The organism is Actinoallomurus iriomotensis, from assembly GCF_030269445.1.
GTDB lineage: Bacteria > Actinomycetota > Actinomycetes > Streptosporangiales > Streptosporangiaceae > Actinoallomurus > Actinoallomurus iriomotensis.
The window spans coordinates 665,227-681,891 of record NZ_BSTJ01000004.1 but is presented as its reverse complement, the minus strand read 5'-3'; the positions used below and the strand labels follow the sequence as shown (position 1 = coordinate 681,891).

Annotated in this window: 15 protein-coding genes; 4 read left to right on the top strand and 11 right to left on the bottom strand. The window is 71.7% G+C overall.

The genetic code is table 11. The annotated features are described in order from the left end of the window. The first annotated feature begins 55 nt into the window (after positions 1–55). Positions 56–2,035: a gamma-glutamyltransferase gene (ggt, locus tag QSK37_RS20465; RefSeq protein WP_285623374.1), complete on the top strand. Its 1,980-nt coding sequence runs from the start codon at positions 56–58 to the stop codon at positions 2,033–2,035. A gap of 254 nt (positions 2,036–2,289) precedes the next feature. Here the strand turns inward: ggt and QSK37_RS20460 are convergent, their stop codons facing one another. From QSK37_RS20460 to QSK37_RS20445, 4 genes are all read right to left on the bottom strand, one after another. Continuing rightward, positions 2,290–2,511 carry a hypothetical protein gene (locus QSK37_RS20460; protein WP_285623371.1) on the bottom strand — a complete coding sequence of 74 codons (222 nt, stop codon included), beginning with the start codon at positions 2,509–2,511 and terminating at the stop codon, positions 2,290–2,292. 136 nt (positions 2,512–2,647) lie between these two features. Then, on the bottom strand, positions 2,648–3,910 hold the full coding sequence (locus QSK37_RS20455; RefSeq protein ID WP_285623368.1) for an MAB_1171c family putative transporter: 1,263 nt from the start codon (positions 3,908–3,910) through the stop codon (positions 2,648–2,650). A 13-nt stretch (positions 3,911–3,923) separates the two neighbouring features. Then, complete coding sequence (locus QSK37_RS20450) at positions 3,924–4,427, bottom strand: hypothetical protein (RefSeq protein WP_285623366.1); 504 nt, start codon at positions 4,425–4,427, stop codon at positions 3,924–3,926. Between the two features lie 66 nt (positions 4,428–4,493). After that, the gene (locus QSK37_RS20445) at positions 4,494–4,922 is read right to left on the bottom strand and encodes a helix-turn-helix domain-containing protein (protein WP_285623365.1); all 429 of its coding nucleotides are present in this window, start codon (positions 4,920–4,922) and stop codon (positions 4,494–4,496) included. Between the two features lie 361 nt (positions 4,923–5,283). Between QSK37_RS20445 and QSK37_RS20440 the strand changes: the two genes are divergently transcribed. After that, positions 5,284–6,273 (top strand): TIR domain-containing protein, encoded by a 990-nt coding sequence (locus QSK37_RS20440; RefSeq protein ID WP_285623363.1) that lies wholly within the window; start codon positions 5,284–5,286, stop codon positions 6,271–6,273. Between the two features lie 168 nt (positions 6,274–6,441). Here the strand turns inward: QSK37_RS20440 and QSK37_RS20435 are convergent, their stop codons facing one another. Next, positions 6,442–7,287 (bottom strand): SAM-dependent methyltransferase, encoded by an 846-nt coding sequence (locus QSK37_RS20435; protein WP_285623360.1) that lies wholly within the window; start codon positions 7,285–7,287, stop codon positions 6,442–6,444. Between the two features lie 131 nt (positions 7,288–7,418). On the opposite strand from QSK37_RS20435, the gene QSK37_RS20430 reads away from it, so the two are divergent. Continuing rightward, entirely contained in the window at positions 7,419–8,996 is a 1,578-nt protein-coding gene (locus QSK37_RS20430) for an FAD-dependent oxidoreductase (protein ID WP_285623358.1), read from the top strand. A 12-nt stretch (positions 8,997–9,008) separates the two neighbouring features. Here QSK37_RS20430 and QSK37_RS20425 read toward each other — a convergent pair whose 3' ends face one another. After that, positions 9,009–10,805: a glycoside hydrolase family 15 protein gene (locus tag QSK37_RS20425; RefSeq protein WP_285623355.1), complete on the bottom strand. Its 1,797-nt coding sequence runs from the start codon at positions 10,803–10,805 to the stop codon at positions 9,009–9,011. A gap of 80 nt (positions 10,806–10,885) precedes the next feature. Then, complete coding sequence (locus QSK37_RS20420; protein ID WP_285623352.1) at positions 10,886–11,299, bottom strand: CBS domain-containing protein; 414 nt, start codon at positions 11,297–11,299, stop codon at positions 10,886–10,888. A gap of 326 nt (positions 11,300–11,625) precedes the next feature. Here QSK37_RS20420 and QSK37_RS20415 point away from each other — a divergent pair, with 326 nt between their 5' ends. Beyond that, on the top strand, positions 11,626–12,444 hold the full coding sequence (locus QSK37_RS20415; RefSeq protein ID WP_285623349.1) for a hypothetical protein: 819 nt from the start codon (positions 11,626–11,628) through the stop codon (positions 12,442–12,444). Positions 12,445–12,468: 24 nt separating this feature from the next. Here the strand turns inward: QSK37_RS20415 and QSK37_RS20410 are convergent, their stop codons facing one another. The 4 genes from QSK37_RS20410 to QSK37_RS20395 are packed head-to-tail and all read right to left on the bottom strand — an operon-like array spanning position 12,469 to position 16,364. Beyond that, positions 12,469–12,663: a ferredoxin gene (locus QSK37_RS20410; RefSeq protein ID WP_285623347.1), complete on the bottom strand. Its 195-nt coding sequence runs from the start codon at positions 12,661–12,663 to the stop codon at positions 12,469–12,471. Positions 12,664–12,689: 26 nt separating this feature from the next. Beyond that, a complete protein-coding gene (locus QSK37_RS20405) occupies positions 12,690–13,916 on the bottom strand; it encodes a cytochrome P450 (protein WP_285623344.1) in 1,227 nt (408 codons plus the stop codon). Beyond that, complete coding sequence (locus QSK37_RS20400; protein WP_285623341.1) at positions 13,822–15,150, bottom strand: NAD(P)/FAD-dependent oxidoreductase; 1,329 nt, start codon at positions 15,148–15,150, stop codon at positions 13,822–13,824. The genes QSK37_RS20405 and QSK37_RS20400 overlap by 95 nt, the downstream gene beginning before the upstream one ends. Next, positions 15,144–16,364, bottom strand: a complete 1,221-nt coding sequence (locus QSK37_RS20395) for a cytochrome P450 (RefSeq protein WP_285623339.1) — start codon at positions 16,362–16,364, stop codon at positions 15,144–15,146. The genes QSK37_RS20400 and QSK37_RS20395 overlap by 7 nt, the downstream gene beginning before the upstream one ends. Between the last annotated feature and the right edge of the window lie 301 nt (positions 16,365–16,665).

Here is a 16,665-nt window from a genome sequence, read left to right as displayed (position 1 = left end):
CCGTCCTGACTGTGCGGCCCTGGCCGAGGCCAAGGCCGTCCAGAAAGGAAGCCTGATGTCCGAGAGATCAGCCGGTGAAACGTCACGCCGTTCGTTTCTGAAAGTAGGCGGCGCCGCAGTGGGGTTGGCGACATTGGGGGATACGGTCGATATCGGCGTGAGGAGTGCGTCAGGCGCGACGCGGCTCACCGCCGGCGCCGGAGGTGCGAGCCCGACGCCGTTCGGCCGGCCGACCGATTCGATTCCCAATCCGGGGGCCCGGATCACGGCCGTGCGCGGAGACCGCGCGAGCAATTGGTTGGACCAGACTCGATCAGAGGTCATCGCGCGGCACGGCGCCGTCGCGACCAGTCAACCCATTGCCGCGCAGGCCGGCCTGCGAATTCTGCAGGAGGGCGGGAACGCCGTCGATGCGGCGGTGGCGACCGCGGCGGTTCTCGGATTGATCGAGCCTGAGAGCGCGGGACTGGGCGGCGACATGTTCGCCATCTATTATTCGGCGAAGGACCGGAAGCTATTCGGGCTGAACGCCAGCGGCTGGTCCCCCAAAGCCTGGAACCTCGACTATTTTCACGCCCGCGGTTTCAATGAGAAGACCGGGATGCCGGAACGCGGTGTTAACAGCATCAGCGTGCCCGGTGCCGTCGACGGCTGGCATCGGTTGCTCGAGCGGTTCGGCACTCGCGGCTTCGACGTCGTCCTGGAACCCGCCGTGACGCTCGCCGAACAGGGCTTCGGAATCACCGAGCAGGTCCACAGCGACTGGGAGAACGGTGTGGACGTGTTGAAGACCGATGCCGACTCGGTTCGGGTGTTCCTCCGCGACGGTAAGGCTCCACCGCTGTACGGCATCTTCCGCAATCCGGACCTCGCACATGCTCTCCGGGTCCTGCAGAGAAAGGGCCGTGACGCCTTCTACGCCGGCGAGATCGCGGACGCTGTCGTGGCCAAGATCAAGAAGCTGAATGGAGCGATGACGTCGGCGGACCTCGCAGAGTTCCACGCCGAATGGGTCGACCCCATCAGCGTCAACTACCACGGCTACGACGTGTATGAGGTCCCGCCGAACGCCCAGGGCTTCGCCGCCTTGGAGATGCTCAACATCCTTCAGCAGTGCGGGCCCGTCCTCGGCCTGGATCTTGCCGAACTCGGGCCGCGCTCACCGGAGTTCTGGCACCTGCTGGTCGAAGCCAAGAAGCTCGCCTTCGACGACCTCTACACCTACAACGGCGACCCGAGATTCACGACGGTCCCGCTCGATCGACTCCTTTCGACGGACTATGCGATCGCTCAGTGCAAGAAAATAAACCCACGTCAGGCCACGCCGCCGCGTGTCAAGGGGCCGAACAACTCGGGAACCGTGTATATCGCGGTGGCCGACCGGTGGGGCAACATGGTCTCGTTCATCTACAGCCTCTTTGAACTGTTCGGGTCGGGGGTGACGGTTCCCGGCTACGGGTTCCCCCTGCAGAACCGTGCGGCGCTGTTCTCGCTGGACCCATCGTCACCGAATGTCGTCGCTCCCCGTAAGCGTCCCTTCCAGACGATCATCCCTGCTTTCATAATGCAGAATGGCCACCCCGTCATGGCGTTCGGGAACGTGGGCGGCAGTGAACAGGTCCAGGCGCAGGCCACCGAGATCATCAACATGGTCGATCTGGGCATGAACCCGCAAGCCGCCGCCGACGCGGCACGGTTCAACCATGATCAGAACACCGATGTCCTCCAGCTCGAATCCGAGCTGTTCGACCTGGTGGGAAAGCAGCTTTCCGCAATGGGTCACCACGTCACGGAGTCGAACGGCGACCCGATGGGCGGATACCAGGCGATCTTGTTCGACCGGGAGACCGACGGCGACCGGAGAGAACAGGCCCAGGCGCATTCCGCCGAGCGGGCGGCGACCGAAGGTACCTCCCCGCCCCCACCTCCCCCCGGGCCTCCGCCTCCGCCCGGTCCTCCACCTCCGCCTCCGGTCAACGGCGTCTACCGGGTCGCGTCCGACCTCAGGAAGGACGGCAGCGCCGTCGGCTGGTGAGCGCACCTCGTCCGGGCCGAGGAACCCGCGGGTTCGCGAGCGTGCCCGCTGCCGTAGGAGGACGGCCCAGGCGCCGGCGGCCAGATCGCGACGGCCCCACACCGTCACCGACGACAAGGGGCGGATCGCCGATTCGGCCGCGCGCCGCCTGGCGCGCGGCCGTGTCGACGTGGCGCTGAGATGGAGGGCGGACGCCGCCGGCCGGCGGTCCGGGGTGATGACCGGGTAGGCCGATCCGAACAGCACCTTCCGCTTCAGCGGCCGTTCGTCGCGCGGACGAGTTGCTGCGGGAAGTATTTCGACGACCAGCCGGACAGGTCGATGAGGACGCCGGCCTGGTGGGTGGCGATCGGGACGGCGGCGTCCTCCCAGGCGTCGTCGATCAGCATCGGGTCGGAGAGGCGCAGCCTGATCCCGCGTCCGCCGGGCAGCCGGGCGCCGATACCGGTCTGCCCGGTGTGGAGGACAACGGGCACGCCGGCCCGCGCCGCCGCCTCGTGCAGGGGATGGACGGCCGGATCGTTCGGCGCGACCGCCTGCAGGGACGCATGCGGCCGCAGGCCTCGATGTGGACGTGCGTGTCGATGGCGGTGACGGACGCCGGGCCGGTGCTCAGCCGGGTCGCTCCTCGCGGGGCCCTCCGTGCGGATGGGGCATCGGTTCGTTCCCCTCGTGGCGGGCGGCTCGCTCGGAGGCGGCAAGCGAGGCCACGGTCGCCGGGACGACCGGTGAACCGGCGAAGGCGCGGGAGACCTTCGTGAGCCAGGTGATCTCCGCGTCGAGATCGGGACCGAGGGGCGGGGCCGGCGGCGGCGACGGCGTACCGGTCGTGCCCCGGCCGCCCGCCTTCGCCGCGATGCCCGCGGCGATCGTGGCCGCCTCGACGGCGGCGCGGACCTCCTCCTCGGAGAGCCCGGCGCGACGTCCCAGGGCCCTGGCCACCTCCACGGCGGCGGGATGGACGTACGGGCGTAGCGCGAGCTGACCGTCCCTGATCTCGATGACCTGCCGGTACAGCAGGAAACCGACGTCGCGGCGCCAGAACCGGCGGCCGGTCCGGTGGTGGGGCATCAGGCTGAGGTCCGGGTTGGTCTCGTGCAGGGCCAGCCAGAGCGGATGGAGCCGGCGGTAGGAGCGGCAGTCACCGGCCCATCGGACCAGCGTGCCGAGCCGGTCGCCCCACGCCGGGATCGTCACCCCCGCCAGCAGGAGGGCCTCCGTGCCCAGCTCCAGCGGCAGGTCCACGGACCTGTCCAGCCACCCGAGCGGCCTGCCGGTCTCCTCGCCGACCAGCATCACGGCCTTGACGGCGAGGAAGGCGAACCCGCACGCGCTTCCGGCCACGAGGACCCGGAGCCCCAGGCGAAGCGAGGACCGGTCGGCGAGCCGGGAGTAACGCAGCCCCATCCGGGACACCGACAGCAGGGCGATCGAGATGTACCAGATGTAGACGTAGAGGTAGACCGCGTCGACGTGCGTGCCGGAGCGTCCCGTGTCGGGCTCCGGGGGCACCGCCACGAACAGGACCGCGACCATCACCACGGCCGCCGCCAGCCCCACGTAGCTGCGCCGTGCCCGTACGCGCGCCGAGGACGCCGGGTAGTAGACGTGAGTGAGGAACACCCGGCCCGCGCCCGCCGCGCACATCGCGCCGACGTCGCTCAGCGCGTCGGCGAGATGGGGAACGCCGGTTCGCTCGTCGATGGCGCCGGTGAACCACTGGACCGCCGTGGCCATGGTCAGGCTCGCCAGGCAGAAGCACACCGCCCAGCGGACCGGGTCGTCGCGCCGCCGGCGCAACCCGTAGAGCTTCTGCGCCAGGCCGCACAGGAGCAGTCCCGTGATGATCACGTACGGCAGCACCGGCGTGCTCACGGGATCACCTCGTTCAAATGCCGGACTCCAGGCGCCGGAGATGGTCGGCCGCGTCCGGATCCGTCACGCGTGGCGACCGGCGGGTCCGGCCGGCCCGCTGCAGGATCATGGAGGCGAGCAGCTCGGCCTCCTGCTCCTCTTCACTGGAGTACGCACCGCGGCCCAGCACACGCCGCACCGTCCCCGGCGACAGACTGGGGAAGAGCCGGCGCGCGTGCTCGTCGCCGAGCCCGGCGCCCTCGACGTGCCCGCACAGCAGGTGGGCCACCTCGTGCAGGATGATGTGCTCCTGGTGCAGGGGCGTGGTCGCGCGTTCGTAGACGATGTAGTCGCGCTCTTCGGTGCTGACCCACAGGCCGCAGGGCGCGTCGGGCGGCAGGTCCATCACCAGCAGTGAGAGGGGCCGGCCGCGGTCGCGGCCGAGGCGCTCGCAGAACGCGTGCACGTCGAACGGACGCGGTAGGTCCAGTGCCGCTAACGTCGTCCGGCAGCGTTCGGTCAGCGCCGCGAAGTCCACATCTCGATTATGCCGGGTAAAGGACCGCGGATTCGGTCCTTGTCGTGACCCCTGTGTTTCCGGCCGTTATTTCTGCTCGTACGGGGGGAGTCCCTCCAGTTCCCGTACGCGGCTGATGACGTCGTTGATGGTGTCGAGACTCTTGGCCGAGAGCCCGGACGCGCGGAGGGCGACGTCGCGCACTCCCGCGTCGCGCATGGCCGCCAGCAGCCCGAGTTCGGCTTCGACCTGCGCGCTGGTCTCGTCGTCGAAGAAGTACGCGGGCGGTACGCCGAAGAACCGCGCGAGGGCGTTGAGGTGCTTGAACGTCGGGTTGTCCCGCTGCCCGGTGCGCAGGTACCAGATGTAGGACGCGGAGATCGTCACCTGCTGGTCCCGGACGATGGCCGCAGCCACGTCCTCGTTGCTGTACTCACGCCGGTCCGTCTCCCGGACCGTGCGGAAGAGGTACTCCAGCTTCTCGGCGAGCGTCCGCCGCGACTCGTCGTCGCCCAACCCCACCCCTACGACTGCCGTGAAGATAAAAGCCCGTTAATTCATACTTGTTGACAGTGATCCTGAAGGTCAAGTCTAATGAGAGCGCGTTCACTGATGTGAAGGATTCGTCCGTCGCGACCTCTACGTGAGTCGAACGCCGGTCGAGGCGCGCGGCTCCTCCGCCGGGTGGGTGCCGGTTCCGAGTGCGGGGGCCTCGGCCTCCGGCGCCGGCCGCCCGGCCGGGTTCCCTTCCGCCGGGAGCCGAAAAGGGGAAAGGCGCGGACCGTGATCCGCGTGCCGCTCCACCGCGCCGCGGTCGGCGTATCGTCGGGGAACGCCCCGTTTCCCGCGCTGGCCCCGGCGTCCCTGAGGAGTTCGGTTGAGCGATGATCACCTCACCGTTCAGGTGCGGCAGGCCGGCGCGCTGTCCTACCAGACCGATCTGCTGGTGCTGAAATACGCACAGGAATCCCATGGGGTGGACCTCGATGCGGCGACCAGTCTCGGCGTGACCCCGCACCGGCTTCCGCGCGAGGGCGAGCACCTTCTCGTCGACGGCACCGGCGTCGGGGCCGGTGCGGTCCTGTTCCTCGGGGTGCCGTCGCTGGACCGATTCGCCTACCGCGAGATCCGGGAGTTCGGGCGCCGGGCGCTCACGGTCGCGGCGACCGAGCGGCCCCGGGTGCGGGACGTGTGCCTCACCCTGCACGGTCCCGGATACGGGCTGGACGAGACCGAGGCGTTCGAGTCGGAGCTCGCCGGGATCGCCGATGCGGTGTCCGAGGGCGCCTTTCCCGCCGGCCTGCGGACCGTGTCGTTCGTCGAGATCAACGCCCGCCGGGCCGAGCGGCTGGACGCCCTGCTCAAGGACATGGCGCGCATCCCGCGCCCGCGGACCGGCCGGTCGGGGAGCGCGGTCACCATCGCCGGGGACGATTACCGGCGCCTGCGGTCCGCCGGGTACGACGCCGACACGAAGGAACACGCGTTCGTCGCGATGCCGTTCGCCGACTCGTTCGAGGACGTCTTCCACTACGGCATCGTGCCGCCGATCCGCGGGGCCGGCCTGATCTGCGAACGCGTCGACGAGCTGAGCTTCACCGGCGACGTCGTCCAGCGGCTGAAGGAGCGCATCGACGCCGCCCGGATCGTCGTCGCGGACCTGACGAACGCCAATCCCAACGTCTACCTGGAGGTCGGCTACGCCTGGGGACGCGGCGTCCCCACGGTGCTGGTCTGCCACCAGAACACGCCCCTGCCGTTCGACGTCCACGGCCAGCGGTGCCTCTTCTACCGGTCCATCCGCGACCTCGAACAGCGGCTCACCCGGGAGATCGGCGAGCTGCTGTCCGGCCCCGGCCCGATCTGACCGCCGGGGGCGCGGGCTACGCTCGCCCCGGTCAGGACGGCCGGGTGACGCCCGGCCGCGCAGCCGGCGAGAAGGAGACCTCGTGGAGTTCCTCGTGCACGTCGAAGTCACGTGGCCGCCCGGGACGGATCCGGAGCTCGATCGCCCCCTGAACCGCCTCGTGCCGGGCTACCGTTCGGCGGGGATCACGCCGACGCCCGCGTAGTTCCAGGCGGCCGACGGCGAGAGCGGGCCGCCCGGTTCGGGCCGCCAGCGCGGAGAGTGGACCAGGCCGGGATCGAGCAGCCGCGATCCGTGGAAGAACGCCAGGATCTGCTCTCTCGTACGGAAGGTGAACGGCGCCGAGGCCCGCCGGTAGACGTCGGTCATCTTCCGTACGGCCTCCGGCGGCCGGCCGTCCCTGGTCGCGTGGGCGATCGCGAGGTGACTGCCGGGTGCCAGGCGGGACCGGTAACGGCCCACCAGCGCCCAGGGATCCTCCTCGTCGGTGATGAAGTGCAGTACGGCGACGAGGAGCAGGCCGACCGGCCGGTCGAGGTCGATCAGCGCGCGCACGTCCGGATGGTCGAAGACCGCGTCGGGTTCACGCAGGTCGCCGGCGACGTAGGCGGTCGTGCCCTCGGTGCCGCCGGCCAGCAGTGCGCGCGCGTGCGCCGGCACCAGCGGGTCGTTGTCGACGTAGACGACCCGTGACGCGGGGTCGGCCTCCTGCGCGATCTCGTGCACGCTGCCCTGCGTCGGCAGGCCGCTGCCGATGTCGACGAACTGGCGGATCCCCGCGGCGGCCAGCGTCCGCACCGCGCGCCGCAGGAAGGCGCGGTTGTCGCGGGCGATCTCCGGCAGATCGGGGATCAGGGTGTAGATCTCCTGGGCGGCGCGCCGGTCGGACGCGAAGTTCTGCGTGCCCCCGAGGTAGTAGTCGTACATGCGCGCCGGGCTGGCCACGGAGGCGTCGATGCCGGCCGGCGCCTCTGCGCGCTCCGGCTCCGGCTTCGGCTCCGGTGCGGGACTCACCCCCGCACCCTATCCGCGGCGCGGGTTTCCGCAGGACAAGCGGCCTCCGGCGTGCCGTAACCTTCGGAGCCGAGAGGTTCCGGACGTCCGGTTCCGGCAGGTGAGACGAACAGCCGTGGGAGAGGACAGGCATGGGTGAGCCAGACGTGCTCGTGTACGGCGCCACGGGGGCGGGAGTGCTCGCCGCCGTCGCCGCGGCGGAGGCCGGCGCCACGGTCCGGCTCGTCGAACCGGGCCGGCACGTGGGCGGGATGGTGTCCGGCGGGCTGAGCTGGACCGACGTCGGCACGCTCGAGGCCATCGGCGGGCTGACCCGCCGGTTCTACGAGCTGGTGGCCAAGCACTACGACATCGGGTTGTTCGAGGTCCCCGGCCCTGAGCCGCACGTCGCCGAGAACCTGCTGACGAGCATGCTCGCGGACGCCGGCGTCGATCTCGTCCTGGGCGAGCGGCTGATCGACGCGGAGATGGACGGCGACCGCATCCGGGCCGTACGGACCACGGGGGGCCGGCGTCCGGCGGGGGTCTTCGTGGACGCCGGTTACGAGGGCGACCTGCTGGCGGCGGCGGGCGTGCCGTACCGCGTCGGGCGGGAGAGCCGTGAGCTGCACGGCGAGATCTGGGCGGGCCGCCAGCCCGCGTACCGCCCGAGCCGGCACAACTTCTCCGTCATCCTGTCGCCGTTCGGCGATGGCGACTCAGGAGGGCTGCTGCCGTTCATCCGCCCGCCCGAGCTGGACCGGCACGGCTGGCCCGCCGAGCGGCTCGGCGAGGGCGACGGAGGGCTGCAGGCGTACGGCTTCCGGCTCTGCATGACCGACCGGCCCGCGAACGGCCGGCCGCTGGAGGAGCCGAAGGGATACGATCCGGCCCGCTTCGAACTGCTGCGGCGCTACCTGACCGCCGACCCGGCGCACGACAGCGCGGAGGGCTGGCTGCTGGGGCTGCGCAGGGACCTGCTGCCCGGCGGCAAGTGCGACGTCAACTCGGTCGGGCCGTTCTCCCTCAACCTGCTGGACGGGTCGAACCGCGGTTATCCCGACGGCGACGAGGAGACCCGGCAGGAGATCCGCGACCGGCACCTCGCCTACAGCCATGAGCTGCTCTACTACCTGCAGAACGACGACGGCGTCCCCGCCTGGATCCGCGAGCAGCTGGGCGGGTGGTTCCTGTGCGCCGACGAGTTCGAGGACACGGACGGCTGGCCGCACCAGCTGTACGTACGGGACGCCCGGCGCATGGTGGGTGCGGCCGTGCTGACCGAGCACGACCTGCTCAACCGCGTCCGGCAGCCCGACACGATCGCCGTGGGTTCGTACAACATCGACATCCGCGAGATCGAGCGGACGTGGCGGTACCTCCCCGAGTACCTCGACCCCCTCCCGGCGAGCGCCACCGGACCGGTGAGCCGGCCGGGCGTTCCCGCGGTCTTCAACGAGGGGTACGTCTCGGTGGGCATCGAGCCGTACGCCATCCCGTACCGCGCGGTCGTCCCCTCGGCGGAGGACTGCGCCAACCTCCTGGTGCCGATCTGCCTCTCGGCGAGCCACGTCGCGTTCGCGTCCACGCGGACCGAGCCCACCCTGATGGCTCTGGGCCAGGCCACCGGTGTGGCCGCCGCCCTCGCCGCGATCGGAGGCACGTCGGTGCAGCGGGTCGACGTGGGCCGGCTCCAGGAGCGTCTCGCCGCCGACGGGCAGCCGCTGTAACCGCAGGACCGTTCAGCGCGGTGGTGCCGCGCCAGTGTGCCCGCACGGCGGGCCGGCGAGCCGGGCCGCGGCCTCCAGGAGCACGGCGTGGACGAACGCCTGCGGGAGGTTGCCGCGCATCTGCCGCTGCGTGACGTCGTACTCCTCCGAGAAAATGCCGGCCGGGCCGCAGGCGGCGCGGTTGCGCTCGAACCACCGCAGTGCCTGCCGGTCGTCCCCCTGCTGGTGGGTGGCGATCGCGAGGAGGAATCCGCACAGCAGGAAGGCGCCCTCGGCCTCGCCGAGCGGGCGTTCGTCATGCCGGAAGCGGTAGGCGTAGCCGTCGTCGGTGAGCTGTTCGACGTATGCCTCCAGGGTGGGGCGCACCCGTGGGTCGTCGGGAGGGACGGCGCCGCGGATGGCCGGCAGCAGGAGCGCGCCGTCGTTGCGCGGATCGTCGGCCGCGCGCTGCCAGCGTCCGGACGGGTGAACGCCGAAGGCGACGGTCTCGGCGACGATGGTGTCGGCCAGGCCGGTCCAGCGTTCCGCCATCGGATCGTCCGGGACGGCGCCGGCCAGCGCGCGCAGGCCGGCCGCGCAGATCAGCCGGCTGTGCGTCCACACGCGGTCCTCCAGTTCCCAGATGCCGGCGTCGGAGCCGTGCCGGCGCCGCTCGATGGCGGTGACCGCGGCGTGCGCGGCGCGCCGCGCGTCGTCGTCGAGCCGTCCTTGCCGGGCGGCGGCCGCGATCAGCAGGAGCGCCTCCCCGAACGTGTCGAGCTGGAACTGGTGGGTGACGCGGTTCCCGATCTCGTCGTGGCCGCCGGGGTACCCGGGCAGGTCGAGGCTGCGCTGGTCGGGGAGCGGCCCGCCGTCGACGGTGTAGGCGGGTTTGAGATCGGGCCCGTCGTCCAGGAGCCGCGCGGAGACGAAGCGGACCGCGTCGTCCAGGAGTTCGTCGACGCCGGCGGCCGCGGCGGCCTGCCCGGCGTAGCACTGGTCGCGGATCCAGACGTAGCGGTAGTCGTAGTTGCGTTCGGCGCCGCTGCGTTCGGGCAGGCTCGTCGTGGCGGCGGCGACCATGCCGCCGCCCCTGCTGGTCAGGCCGCGCATCACGGCGACGGCGTGCCGGGCGTCGCGATCGGCGATCGTCCCGGTCCGGAGGGTGGTCTCCCGCCAGGCCGTCTCGGTGGCCTCCCAGAGGCGATCGGCGTCGGGGTGCCGGCCGGTGAGCGGGCGGTCGCCGAGTTCGAGGACGAGGTCGTGGTGGCCGCCGGCCGGGACCTCGAGGTTCGTCTCCAGGCGCCGGTCGCCGTGCGGGGTCGTGCGGACGGACGCGTCGCCGGCGCCCGACCAGCGCATGTGCAGGCCGCCGAGCTCGGTCCGCCAGACGCCGTCGTCCCCGCGCCGCGGAGAGCGGAGGCCGTGCGCGCCGAACTCCGGCCGGGGGTCGCAGATCACGTTGACGCGGGCGTCGCCGCGTACGGCCATGATCCGCCGCAGGAGCACGGCGCACCGGGGATCGCCGGGGAAGGCCAGCGCCTCGCGGCACTCAACGACGCCGCTGGTGGTGACCCAGCGGCTGCGCCAGATCAGCGACGCCCGCTCGTAGTAGCCGCCCCAGACGAAGGGCCCCTCCGGCGTCACCGCGTAGATACCGCCGCCGCCGATGAGGGAGGAGAAGACGGCGTCGCTGTCCCAGCGGGGGACGCACATCCAGCAGAAGTCGCCGCGTGGACCGACGATGACTCCGCGTTCGCCGTCCGCGAGCATTGCGTACTGCCGCAGCACCTGTGGCGGGTACATCAGAACGTCGTCGTGATCGGCCAATGCTCTTTCTCTCCGGTGGGTGCCGCGGTCACAGCACACACGCATACCCGCGCCCGGCGACTTCTATCAGCGACGCCGGGCTACCAGAACCGGCCGCGTGTCGCCGAGGCCGGCGAGAGAGCGTCGCCGCCGGCCGCCAGATCGGTGATGGACAGCACTCCGACCGGGCGGTCGTCCTCCACGACGGGCAGCCGGCGGATGGAGTGGTCGCGCATCGAGCGAAGGGCGGTGTCCGCGTCGTCGTCGGGGGAGACGGTGATCAGGTCGCAGCTGCAGATCTCCGCGACGGTCGTCTGTGTCACGTCCCGGCCATCGGCGACGGCCCGGATCACGATGTCGCGGTCGGTCACCATTCCCAGCAGCCGGCCGTCGTCCAGGATGAGCACCACGCCGATGTCGTGCGCGCGCATGAGGCCGGCCGCGTGCGACAACGACGTCTGCCCCGACACGCTCACCGGGGCCGGCGTCATCACGTCGCTTACCTTCTGTGCCATGTGAGATCCCCCTTCTCACACCGAAGGGCCCTGTACGGGAACCGGGCGAGGCCCGCGTGGGTCCGGCCGCTCTCCCCTGACAACGGCCGCGCGCCCCGCTGAACCCGTACCCGCCGCCGTACGACCTGTACCCGGTCGATTCGCGGTACGCGGGCCACAGCGGCCACCGCTCTCACCCGCGCCTCCGCCGTCTCCGCGCCGGCCCGCCGTGCGCGAATCGGCGACCTTCCGTGCGGGTATCGGCGAACCGGATGCCGCGGACGGTCTTACTCTGCTGCGCCGGCCCGACCGGCCGACGATGAAGCCGAACCAGAAGGAGCCCGACCGTGCCGGACAGAGCGGCGGAAGAACGCGAGAAGGACCCGACTCCGCGTACCCCGTCCGGGCGGGTGCTGGGCACGGTCGGCCCGGCCCTCTTCGGCCTGGGCGTCCTGGCCGTCGTGGTCGGCCTCGGCGGCATTCTGATCGCCGACGCCGTCTACGCCTGGGTGCTCGTCCTCACCGCGGGTCTCGCGGCCGGGCTGCTGGGAACCGCGCTCGGCCTCGCCGCCGACTCGGCCGCCCCCACCGGAGCATGGCGGAGTCCGGGCGGCGCCGTGACGCTGGTCCTGCGCCGGGTCGCGGTCGTCATCGGCGCCGTCGTCGCGGCGGTGGGCATCCCCCTGTTCGCGCTGAAGGTCGCCGGATTCATCGGCGGATACCATACGGAGGCCTACGGCGCGAAGCCGGTGGAGGTGGCCATCTCGGGCTCGTGCGGCACGGTACGGAACAACCCCCTCGTGTCCGTGAACGACAAAACGACCTGCTCCGAGGCCAGCTGGGTGACGCCGGACGGCCGCTCGGTCTCGGGGACGCTGCACGGGACGTACGGGGAGATCGCCGGCGGCATGGCCGCGGGCGGCGGCGCCGCGCACGTCGACTCGGTGAAGGCGTACGTGCGCGGGCGGAACGCCTACACGCCGCACGCGGCGCATCGCCGGAAACCGGGTTCGACTCACCGGCTGAGCCGGCTCACCGGCTGGGCCTGGCTCGGCATCCCCGTCTCGCTCGCCGGCCTCGGGCTCGTCAACATCGGATGGTCCCCCAAGGGAGAGAACGGGACGGGCGCCGGTTCGTCGGCGCGAGCGGAGAGCCGGGCGCACTGAGCGGACCGGCGCCGGTCCCGGTGTTCACTCCTCGACGGTGATGGCGAGGGCCGGGCAGACGGTGGCGGCGTGGCGGACGTCGTCGGCCTGGTCCGCGGGCGGGCTGTCGTTCAGGAGCACGGCGATGCCGTCCTCGTCGCGCTGGTCGAACACCTCCATGGCGGCGACCACGCACTGGCCGGAGGCGACGCACTTGTCCTGGTCGAGGTTGACCTTCATGGGTTCCTTCCGAGAGGCGAGGTGACTTACCAGGTCACGGGCAGTTCGTAGACCCCGTACACGGATCCGTCGTGCTTGAAGGGGACCCGCTCGAGTTCCGTGGCCAGGCGCAGTGTGGGTACGCGCCGGTAGAGGGTGCCGTAGACGACCTCCAGCTCCAGTCGCGCCAGCGGCTGGCCGAGGCACTGGTGCACGCCGAAGCCGAAGGCGACGTGGCGGCGGGCGTCGCGCCGCAGGTCGAGGCGGTCGGGCTCGGGGAACACCCGCGGGTCGCGGTTGCCCACGTCGTTGGCCAGGATGACGCCCTCGCCCGCGCGGATGAGCCGCCCGGCGATCGCGATGTCCTCCAGGGCCACGCGGCGCCGGCCGTTGTGGGTGATGTTCAGGTAGCGGAGCAGCTCTTCCACGGCCGAGGCGACGACGGCGCGGTCGTCGGTCTCGCGCAGGATCGCGAGCTGGTCCGGATGCTCCAGCAGGGCGAGCGTGCCCAGGGCGATCATGTTGGCAGTGGTCTCGTGGCCCGCGATCAGCAGCAGGACGCCCATCTGCGCGGCCTCGCCGCGGGTCAGCTCCCCGGCCCTGACCCGCTCGGCCAGGCCGGACAGCAGGTCGTCGCCGGGACGGTCGAGCTTGTCGCCCATGAGGGCGTCGAGGTAGGCGGACAGCGCCTGGGAGGCGGCGAACCGCTGCTCCGGCGCGGCGTCGCGTTTGATGATGGTGCTGCTCTTGCTCTGGAAGAAGCCGTGGTCGGTGTACGGCACGCCGAGGAGCTCGCAGATGACCAGGGAGGGCACGGGCAGCGCGAACGCCTCGACCAGGTCGGCCGGTTTCGGGCCGGCCAGCATGTCGTCGATCAGGCCGTCGACGATCTTCTGTACGGCGGGGCGCAGCGCCCGTACCCGTTTGATGGCGAACGGCGCGGTGACCATGCGCCGCAGCCGGGCGTGCTCGGGGTCGTCCATCAGGATGAAGCTGATGGAGGAGCCCCCGGGGTCGCGCGGCACGGAGCTGGGGTAGCCGGGGCGGTCGGGGTCGGAGCTGACCCTCGGGTCGGCGAGAAGGGTCCGCTGTTCGGCGTGGCCGGTCACCAGCCAGGGCGTGCTGCCGTCCCACAGCCGGACCCGGCGAAGCGGGTCCTCCTGCTGCCCGGCCCGTGCCTCAGGAGGCGGGTCGAACGGGCAGCCCGCCGCCCGGGCCATGGGAAAGAACGGGAGGTCGGCCCGCTCGGTGGCCGGATCGAAGGTCTGGGGCATCGTCTCCTCCAGGGACTGCGGTGGGCGTGAGCACGGAACGGGAAGTGCGGTCGGTGTGCGTCTCGAGCAGCTCCTGGCGGCGCAGCCGGGTCTGCTTGGGCATGTTCCAGCCGAGTACGCCGGTGACGCGTCCGGCGTGGGAGTAGCGGGCGACGAACCGGCGCCCGGCGAGGTCACCGTCGACGACGGTCACATCGGCGTCGGCATGCGTGGGCAGCGTGCCGTGGATCTGGAGCTTGGCGGCGAACTGGTCGGTCCAGAAGTAGGGGACGGGGGAGTAGGACAGGTCCGCGCCGAGGATGTTCGCGGCGACTACGCGGGCCTGTTCGGCGGCATTGGTCCGGTTCTCCAGGCGGACGAGGCCGCCGAGCCGCTCGTCGTGCCGGCGGGCCACGTCGCCGACGGCGTAGATCCCCTCCGCGGCCCGGCAGCGCGAGTCGCAGACCAGCCCGTCGTCCAGCGGCAGCCCGGATCCGCCGAGCCACCCGGTGGCCGGGTCCGCGCCGATCGCGACGACGACGATGTCGGCCGGCAGCACCTCGCCGTCCTCCAGGCGAACGCCCGTCACCGTGCCGTCCTGGCCGGCCAGGGCGGCGACGCGACCGCCCATCCGCAGGCGTACGCCGTGCTCGGCGTGCACCTCGGCGAGCAGGTTCGCGACCAGGGGGCCGAGCGTCCCCGCCATCGGGGCGGGCCGGGGACCGGTCAGGGTGACGTCGAGGCCCAGCGTCCGCGCGGTCGCGGCGACCTCGGCCCCGAGCACCCCGTCGCCGACGACCACGAGCCTCGACGACCCCGCCATACCGGCCCGCAGGGCGAGCGCGTCATCGAGCGTGCGCAGGACGTGCACTCCGGCGAGGCCGGCCTGCCCGGGCAACTCGCGGGGGCGTGCGCCGGTGGCCACGACGACGACCTCGCCTCGCAGCGTCCGGCCGGAGGCCGTCCGCACCGTACGGGTGGCCGGGTCCAGGCCGATCGCCGGGTCGGCCAGGAGGAACTCCGCGTCCAGTCCGGCCAGCGCGTCCTCCGTGCGCAGCCGCGCCCGGTCCGGTGTCCAGGCGCCGGAGAGGACCTGCTTGGACAGGGGCGGCCGGTCATAGGGCAGGTGCGGTTCGTCGCCCAGGACCGTGAGGCGTCCTGTGTAGCCCTTGCGCCGCAGCGCCTCCGCGGTGCAGAGCCCGGCGGCGGAGGCGCCGACGACCAGCACGCTCGACGGGCCGGCCACGCTCACCATCGGACCGGGACCTCGCGCAGCCCCCCGACGGCGAGCCCCTCGATCCGGCGCAGCTCCGCGGGCGGGACGGCGAGGCGCAGGGAGGGGAGCCGGCGCAGCAGGACGTCGAGCACCGCCTGCAGCTCGGTGCGGGCCAGCGCCTGGCCCAGGCAGGAGTGCGCCCCGGAGCCGAAGGCCAGATGAGGGTTGGGGCTGCGGGCCAGGTCCATCCGGTCCGCGTCGTCGAAGGCGCTCTCGTCCCGGTTGGCCGCGGCCATGCCGCACATCACGGTCGTGCCGCCGGGGAGCACGGTGCCGGCCAGCTCGACCTCCTCCCCGATGTAGCGCGGCATGCCGATGCCGGCGTTGGCGTCGAACCGCAGCACCTCCTCCACCGCGGAGCGCACCAGGGACCGGTCCGTCACCAGCCGCTCCCAGCGCCGCCGGTCGGCCAGCAGCAGGCCCGCCATCTTGGCGATCATGTTCGCCGTGGTCTCGTGCCCGGCGACGAGCAGTGCCTGGCCCGTGGCCACCAGGACCGCGTCCGGCATCCGGCCGCCTCGGGCGTCGGTGGCCGTCGTCAGCTCGCTGAGCAGGTCCTCGCCCGGGTCGGCCCGCTTGGCCGTGACATGCGCGGTCATGTACTCGACGAACTCGGCCTGCGCCGCCGCGACCTGTTCGTCCGTGTAGCGGGTCAGGTTGAGGAAGGTGTCGGACCAGTACGCGAACCGGTCGCGGTCCGCGTCGTCGACCCCGAGCAGGTCGCAGATCACCCACACCGGCAGCGGGAAGCCCAGGCTCGCTTTGAGGTCCGCGGGCGGGCCGTGCTCGACCATCTCGTCGACGAGCCGCTCGGCCATCGTCTCGATGGCGGGCCGGAGCGCGGCCATCCGCCGGGCGGTGAACCACTTGGTGATCATCCGGCGCCAGCGCTGGTGCTCCTCACCCGTCTGGGGGAGCGTCTCGGAGATCTCGCCGTTGAACACTCCACCCGATTCGCTGTCGCCGATCCGGGCCGCGTCCTCGGCGTTCAACCGCCGGCTGAACCGCGGGTCGGACAGCACCTTCCGTACGTCGGCGTAGCGGGTGAGCAGCGTCGCCTCGTCACCGCTGGGCAGCGTCACGCGGGCGGCCGGGCACTCCCGCCGCAGGTCGGCCCACTCCACGGGCGGCTCCAACGCCGCCGGGCTCGGGATCGGATAGCTGAGCGCCTGCCGGCCGTCGCCGTGTTCCACCGCGCACCTTCCTCTGGGTCAGACCCGCCTGTAAGGCCCGGACCCGACCAGCCAACCCGAAACCACGACGTAAGTCAATCGCTTGATTTAAATCCTGCTCCTCGCGGGGCTCCGCTGTCCGCCGGTGGATGACATCGCCGGCCTGCACCTCAAGCTCACGCACCGGAATCCGGAGCGGCTGCACGACGCGAGGCACGATGCGCTCGGTTCTGGTCCGGCTGGTGCGGCGGCGACCCGCCGGCTCCGTAAAACCGCGCCCCCTCAGCCTGATATCACGTTGATTCAAAGCTCATCTCATCGT